Raw genomic sequence first — 7411 nt, 5'->3', positions numbered from 1 at the left:
CTCTCGGGTTCACCGTCACCCTGAGCCCGGCCGCCTGACCCATACCGCTCCCCGCCAACCCCGACCGTTATCCCTGGCCGGGGTTCGCTACCGCGCTCTGGCTGAGGCGGATCATTTTCCGGTCAGCTGAGGTCCCTTCGCCCATCCCTTCCGCCCTGCCGGCGCGAGGGTGAAAGACTGGGCGTGCTCGGCACTTCGCTGCGTGACCTGCGGCGACGGGGGGTGCAGGCGCCATGGCGGATGAGAATGACGTCTTCGACGTGATCGTGATAGGCGCGGGGCCGGTTGGGGAGACCGTCGCCGGGCGCGCCGTACGAGGCGGTCTGACGGCGGCCGTAGTCGAGAGGCGCCTGGCGGGCGGCGAGTGCGCCTACTACGCGTGCGTCCCCAGCAAGGCGCTGCTGCGGCCGGTGGACCTGGCCGCCGAGGTGAGCCGGATGCCCGGGTTAAAGCTGCGCGACCCGATCGACACCGCCGCGGTGCTGGCCCGCCGCGACGAGACCGTGTCCCACTTCAACGACGACGGCCAGGTGAGCTGGATCCGGAATGTCCCGGCGACGTTCTTCAGGGGCCAGGGACGCCTGGCCGGGACCCTCCGGGTCGAGGTGGCGACCCCGGACGGCGACACCCGGCCGCTGCGGGCCCGGCACGCAGTCGTCGTCGCGACCGGCAGCGACCCCTCGATCCCCGGTGTGCCGGGGCTGCGCGAGGCGCGTCCGTGGACGAACCGGGAGGCGACCAGCGTCCAGCAGGTGCCGAAGCGGCTCGTCGTGATCGGCGGCGGCCCCGTCGCCTGCGAGATGTCCCAGGCCCTGCACGCCCTCGGAGCCGAGGAGACGACCGTGCTCGTGCGCGGCGACCGCCTCCTCGCCCGGACCGAGCCGTTCGCCGGCGACCTGCTGGCGAAGTCGTTCCAGGAGTCCGGCATCGATGTGCGCTTCGGCCGCTCGCCGACCCGTGTCGAGCGCCCGGCCGGGGACGGACCGGTGACCGTCCACACCGACGACGGATCGCGGATCGAGGCCGACGAGATCCTCGTCGGCACGGGCCGCCGCGCGACCGTGGGCGACATCGGTCTGGAGACGGTCGGCCTGGAGGCGGAAGGCCCCATCGAGGTGGACGCCGGCATGCGGGCGACGGGCGTCCCCGACGGCTGGCTGTACGCCGTGGGCGACGTCAACGGGCGCAACCTGCTCACCCACATGGGGAAGTATCAGGCCCGGGTGTGCGGCGACGTGATCGCGGCGCGCGCCAAGGGCCTCCCCGACGACCTGCCGGCGCTCCGCGACACCGCCGACGACCGGGGCGCCCCCCAGGTTGTCTTCACCGACCCGCAGGTCTGCGTGGCCGGGCGGACCGAATCCCGGGCCCGCGCCGACGGCTACGCCGTACGAGCCGTGGAGTACGACATGAGCGCGGTCGAGGGGGCCCGCCTCCAGGCCGACGGCTACACGGGCCGGGCGAAGGCCGTCGTCGACGAGGACCGCCAGGTGCTCCTCGGCGTCACCTTCGCCGGACCCGCGGTGGCCGATCTTCTCCACGCGGCCACTATCGCGGTGACCGCCGAGGTCCCCCTCGACCAGTTGTGGCACGCCGTTCCCGCGTTCCCCACGGTGAGCGAGGTCTGGCTCGGCCTCCTGGAGGAGTATGGCCTCTGACGTCCGCCGGGCACCACGGTATGCGCGGGGGCAGGCATGATCATGGCGCCTCGCCGGACGATCTGGTCCGCGAGGTGCGAGCGGCGGGCGTCCGCGACCCCCGGCTGCTCGAAGCCATCCGCGCGACGCCGCGCGCGGCCTTCGTGCCCGAGGACCTCGTCGCCGCGGCCTACGAGGACGAGCCGATCCCGATCGCGCACGGGCAGGTCACCACCCAGCCGTCGCTGTCGGCGAGGGTGATCGAAGGACTCGCCCTCACCGGCGGAGAGCACGTCCTGGAGATCGGCACCGGGCTCGGCTTCCAGACCGCGCTGCTCGCGCGCCTCGCCGCCGACGTGGTCAGCATCGACCGGTGGCCGGACCTCGTCCGGCAGGCACGGTCGAACCTCGCGCGGCAGGGGATCGGCAACGTCGAACTGCTCACCGGGGACGGCAGCCGCGGCGTGCCCGCCCGCGCCCCCTACGACGCCATCGTGGTGTCGGCGGCCTTCCCCGAGGTGCCCCCGCCGCTTGCCGGACAGCTGCGCCCCGGCGGCCGCCTCGTCCAGCCGATCGGTCCGGGCGGGCATGAGGAGGTCGTCCTGTTCGAACGCACCGCGACCGGCCTGGAACCCCGGCAGGTCCTCACGCTTGCCCGATATGTCCGCCTGTACGGGGAGTACGGCTTCCAGCCGTGAGACGGACAACTGAGACGGACATAGTGAAACTGGGGCGGAGACGCACGAAGGGCCCGGCTGTATCAGACCGGGCCCTACGTGTTCTTGCTGCTCAACCAAGCGCGGAGGATAGGAGATTCGAACTCCTGAGGGGTTGCCCCCAACACGCTTTCCAAGCGTGCGCCCTAGGCCAACTAGGCGAATCCTCCGCCGAAAAGCTTAGCGGACTTTCCGGTGTGCGGTGACCGTAGTTCGCGGCCTTCGCATTGCCTCGGAGTGGTTAGACTGTCTCCGGACCCCTCGCGCGGCGTCATCCTGTGAACCTCCCCAGGGCCGGAAGGCAGCAAGGATAAGCGGGCTCTGGCGGGTGTGCGAGGGGTCTCTCAGTTAGCGGAACCGCCGACCAGGTCGACCCCCCGAGGAGACGGCATGAGTCTTGCGCTGTACCGCAAGTACAGGCCCGGGACGTTCGCCGAGGTCAAGGGGCAAGAGCACGTCACGGAGCCGCTGCGCCAGGCCCTGCGTAGCGGCCGGATCAACCATGCCTACCTCTTCAGTGGCCCCCGCGGGTGCGGCAAGACGTCCAGCGCCCGCATCCTCGCCCGCTCTCTGAACTGCGAAAAGGGCCCCACACCCGATCCCTGTGGCGAGTGTGAATCGTGCATCGCCCTGGCCCCCACAGGCCCCGGCCACCTCGACGTCATCGAGATCGACGCCGCCTCCCACGGTGGCGTGGACGACGCCCGTGACCTTCGTGAGCGGGCCTTCTTCGCCCCGGTCGCCGCGCGCTTCAAGATCTATATTATCGACGAGGCCCACATGGTCACCCGTGAGGGCTTCAACGCGCTGCTCAAGCTCGTCGAGGAACCGCCGCCGCACCTGAAGTTCGTCTTCGCGACGACCGAGCCCGAGAAGGTCATCGGGACGATCAAGTCCCGGACCCACCACTATCCCTTCCGGCTGATGCCGCCCGCGACTCTCCGCCAGCTTATGGAGGAGATCCTCGAGTCGGAGTCCGTTCCATACGAGCCGGCGGCGTTGCCCCTGGTCGTCCGGGCCGGTGCGGGCTCGGCCAGAGACTCGCTGTCGATCCTCGACCAGCTTCTCGCCGGCGCCGACGACGCGGGAATCACCTACCAGCGTGCCGTCTCCCTGCTCGGCTACACCGATGGCGACCTGCTCGACGAGGTGATCGACGCCTTCGCCAAGCGCGACGGCGCCGCCGTCTTCCACACCGTCAACCGAGTCATCGAGGGTGGCCACGACCCGCGCCGCTTCGCCATGGACCTGCTGGAGCGCTTCCGCGACCTGGTGATTCTCGCCAACGTGCCGGAAGCCGCCTCCAACGGCCTCCTCGACCGCCCGGCCGACGAACTGGAGCGCCTGCAGGTGCAGGCCGTATCGATGGGGCCCGCCGAGCTGACCCGCGCCGCCGAGGTGTTCAACGCCGGGCTCACCGAGATGCGCGGCGCCACGTCTCCTCGCCTGCTGCTGGAGCTGATGTGCGCCCGGGTCCTCCTCCCCGCCGCGGAGCAGGGTGAGGCCGCGATGCTGGCGCGGCTCGAACGCCTCGAACGGGGCGGCCTCCCCGCCGGAACCTATGCCGCCCCCGCCCTCGGTCAGGCGGCCCCTGTTCCCGGCCAAGCGGCCCCGGGCCAAGCGCCTGCGGCCCCCGGGAGTCAGAGCGCTGTCCCGCCGTCGCCGGCCCAGGCTCCCCGGTCGGAGTCGTCTCCGCCCGCCGTTACGGCTCCCGCCCCGCAGTCCGTCGCGGCTCCCGCCCCGCAGTCCGTCGCGGCTCCCGCCGCCGCGGGCCAGGGGGCGGATGATTGGCCGGCGCCCGCCAGGCCGGGGTCGCCGAGGGCTTCGGCCCCCTCTCCGGCGCCGTCCGGTTCGGCAGGGCCGGTCCAGCCCGCGGCCGGGGCCGGGCCGGTCCAGCAGGCATGGCCCCAGGTACTCGAAGCGATCAAGAACCGGCAGCGCGTCGCCTGGATGATCCTCAATGCCCAGGGCCGGTTGCTGGGGGTCGAGGGGAATGTGGTCACCGTCGGCTTCGAGAAGCCCGGTGACGTGCAGGGCTTTCTCAAGGGCAAGCGGGACGAGGTGGTCGCGGCTGCGCTGAGCGACGTCCTCGGCGGCACCTGGCGGGTCGACGTAGTAGTCGGCGGCTCCGGCCCTGCGGCCGGTGGCGCACGCGGCCCCGCCGGTTCACCGGGACCGGCCAGCTCTCCGGGGCCAGTGAGCTCTCCGGGGCCAGCCGGTTCGCCAAGCCCAGCCGGTTCGCCCGGATTCGGTGCCAGCGGAACGGCAAGCTCCCCCGGAACGGGGGCTTACGCCGGCGGCAGCGCCTCCGGCACAAGTCACGCCGGGGGTGCTTCGGGAACAGGCGCTTTCGGTTCGGGCGGTCCTGCCGCGCCGGGCGGCGCCGGAGGGCCGAACGATCCGCGGTCCGGGGCGGCAGCCGGTCCCGCAGGCCCTGTGTCCGGAGGTTCGGGAGACGTCCCAGGGTCAGGTGCCTCCAGCGCTATGGGCGCTCCTGGGGGCACTTCAGGCATTGACCCCGCCAACCCCGGCTCCTCGGCCGGTGATGATCGGGGTAACGGACCAGGCCAGCCCGGGCAGCCGCATGCCGTACAGAACGGGACGCATCAGGGCGCGTCCGGCTCCTCCGCGCCGCAGTTCGCGGCCCCCAGGTCGGCGGTGGCGACGGACGAGACGTGGCCCGACGAGCCGTCGGACGACTTCGACGGTCCGGCCGGGTCCGCGACCGGCTCGGGGTCCCTGCGCGTGTCGAGCCCCGGTCTCGCCGCCGCGAAGTCGGCCGCGCGGGCCGCCGCCCAGGCCGGGCCGCGTCAGGCGTGGCCGGAGTCGGTCCCGAGCCGCAGAAAGACCGCCCCCGGATCCGACGCCGACGAGGTCGACCCGCTGAACGACGCCAACGCCGATGTGAACGAGCTGACCGGCATGGCCCTCATTCAGCGAGAGCTCGGCGGCCGGATCATCGAGGAGATCGACCACTCCTGACCAGGGAATCGGCCACCCATGCCACCCGCGCGTGATTGAGCATCGCTGTCGGATGGTTCACCGCCGCACGCGTCGCCGTCACAGGGGGCGCCGTCGGAGATGGCGGGATACGCCATCCGGCACCTACGACGAATCTGGGCTTGATCCTCTACAAAACCACAGGTCGGAAGGGTGACGAAAAGATCTACCAACCGCCCGGGGGTCAGGGACGGTCGTGGGCAGGGGGGCCGGGAGGTCATTCGTAGGCGGGGTTGAGCCGTACGACTGCGGCGGCGCGGCGCTGGTCGCCGGGGGGAAGGGCCGCGACAAGGCGTTCGAGCACTTCGAAGTCGTCGTGGCCGGTGGAGGTCTGCGCGTACGCCCAGAGGTCTTCGGCGGTGCCCTTCGCCAGGAGCTCAGAGCGCACGCGGGCTTCGAGCTCGTCGCGCGCCCGTCGGATGGCCGGAGTCTCCGAGCGCGGGAGCAGCGGTCCCTGGTAGAGGCGGGCGACGGCCGGGAGGTCTCCCTTGGTCAGGGCCTGCCGTACCTCGAGGAAGTCGCCGGCGACCTCGCAGGTTAATCGGTACGGCTTGGCGGCGATGGCCCCGGAGAGCTGGGCCCGGAGCCGGTGGATCTCGGCACGGATGGTCACGGGGTTGCCTTCGTCGCCGTACAGCAGGAAGGACAGCCGCTCGGCGGTCAGGCCGCGGGGGTGGGACGCCAGCAGGGTGAGGATCTCCGCGTGGCGGAGGGAGAGCGTGACGCGGACGTCGTCGAGGTACGCGAAGGGGTGGTCGGCTCCGAGCAGAGTGAGCGTGAGTCGCGGGGTGGCCGAAGTGCCGACCGGGACGAGCCGGTAGGCGTCGCCGAGCCAGTCGACCACTGCCATCCGCCCGTCGGGCAGGTATACCCGATCGCCCGCTTCCGGCAGGCGGATGCGGGGGCCGAGGCTCTGGTCGCCGCCGATGATCCGCCCGGTCGGGGTGACGAGCGCGCCGGGGCGGGACAGGTGGCGGTGGTGACGGGTGCGCAGCCGCTCGTCGCGCTCCCGCATCCGCAGCGTGAGCTGGCTCTCCGCGAGCCGGGCCGCCGCCGCCACCAGGGCGACCGTCGCGGGGTGGAGGGCGCGTGCCGTTCCGCTGATGTCGAGGCAGCCGAGGACTCGGCCCGAGTCGGGATCCACGACGGGTGCGCCCGCGCAGGACCATTCGTGCAGCGCCAGGGCCAGATGCTCGGCGGAGTAGACGTGGGTCGGCACGCCAGTGGCCAGGGCCGTGCCGATGCCGTTGGTGCCGACCGCCTGCTCGGCCCATCGGAAGCCGTCGGCGAGGCCGATCCGGTCGGCGTGCCGGAGGACCTGGCGGTGCCCGTCACGCCACAGCACGTCGCCGTCGGCATCGGTGATCACCATGATGTGGGCGGTCTCGTCGGCGATCTGCAGCAGCGTGTGGCTCAGCAGGGGGACCAGAGCGTTCATCGGGTTGGACGTGCGCGCGTCGCGGATGTCCCCGGCGTCATAGATGAGTGGGGCCGCGTGCATCTCGGGGTCGATCCCGGCGTCGAGGGACCGCCGCCACGACTTGGAGATGACGTCACGCGGCCCCTTTCCCTTGGGCCGCTCTCCCGTCACCACCGCCTCGTGAAGCCGGCGGATTGCCGAATTCGGCACCGATCACCCCCGGGTCCGTTCAGTGGAGCGTTTCACGACTGCCTCTGAGAACTGACTAGCACCCGAGACGATATTTGCCAATCTCCATGAGTAACCAAGTGATCGCAACCTGTATGCAACGTTCGGCTGATTAGGGTTGGCGTGTCACGTCGGGCGAGGTCAAGAGCTCGACCAGCGTGGTGGACAGGCCGGGTCCCGGACGCTTTGGAGGGGGGACGGGGCCCGGCCAGTCCTCAAGCCGCATGGGTGAGGTCCGTGGGGGTAGCGCGGCCCTCATCCGTGCGGTTCCAAATGCAATCCTGGTCCCAGCGGATCCAGCGGGGTTCCATCAGATCTCCCCCGATCCGTCATCCGTCGTCCGACGCCGGCTTGCCGATGGGTCCCGTACGCCGATGGAGGTCCCGTACGGTTCCTGGGGGTTCGCGACT

At 71.5% G+C, this 7411-nt stretch carries 4 protein-coding genes, 1 tRNA gene and 1 other RNA gene; 4 read left to right on the top strand and 2 right to left on the bottom strand.

All coding sequences use genetic code 11. The annotated features are described in order from the left end of the window. Nucleotides 1-233 precede the first annotated feature (233 nt). Nucleotides 234-1658 (top strand): dihydrolipoyl dehydrogenase family protein, encoded by a 1425-nt coding sequence (locus N5079_RS33770; protein WP_261588283.1) that lies wholly within the window; start codon nt 234-236, stop codon nt 1656-1658. Between the two features lie 20 nt (nt 1659-1678). Further along, entirely contained in the window at nt 1679-2335 is a 657-nt protein-coding gene (locus tag N5079_RS33765) for a protein-L-isoaspartate(D-aspartate) O-methyltransferase (RefSeq protein ID WP_261588282.1), read from the top strand. Between the two features lie 102 nt (nt 2336-2437). On the opposite strand, the gene N5079_RS33760 is transcribed toward N5079_RS33765, so the two are convergent. Beyond that, nucleotides 2438-2523 (bottom strand) — tRNA-Ser (locus N5079_RS33760). Nucleotides 2524-2605: 82 nt separating this feature from the next. On the opposite strand from N5079_RS33760, the gene ffs reads away from it, so the two are divergent. Both ffs and N5079_RS33750 read left to right on the top strand, forming a co-directional pair. Next, an RNA gene (gene ffs, locus N5079_RS33755) (signal recognition particle sRNA small type) lies at nt 2606-2701 on the top strand. Between the two features lie 42 nt (nt 2702-2743). Then, entirely contained in the window at nt 2744-5335 is a 2592-nt protein-coding gene (locus N5079_RS33750) for a DNA polymerase III subunit gamma and tau (RefSeq protein ID WP_261588281.1), read from the top strand. A gap of 235 nt (nt 5336-5570) precedes the next feature. On the opposite strand, the gene N5079_RS33745 is transcribed toward N5079_RS33750, so the two are convergent. Beyond that, on the bottom strand, nt 5571-6983 hold the full coding sequence (locus tag N5079_RS33745; protein ID WP_261588280.1) for a helix-turn-helix domain-containing protein: 1413 nt from the start codon (nt 6981-6983) through the stop codon (nt 5571-5573). Nucleotides 6984-7411 lie beyond the last annotated feature (428 nt).

It is taken from the genome of Planotetraspora sp. A-T 1434, assembly GCF_025420585.1.
Taxonomy (GTDB): Bacteria; Actinomycetota; Actinomycetes; order Streptosporangiales; family Streptosporangiaceae; genus JAOEGB01.
This window is presented reverse-complemented; position numbering and strand designations above follow the sequence as displayed.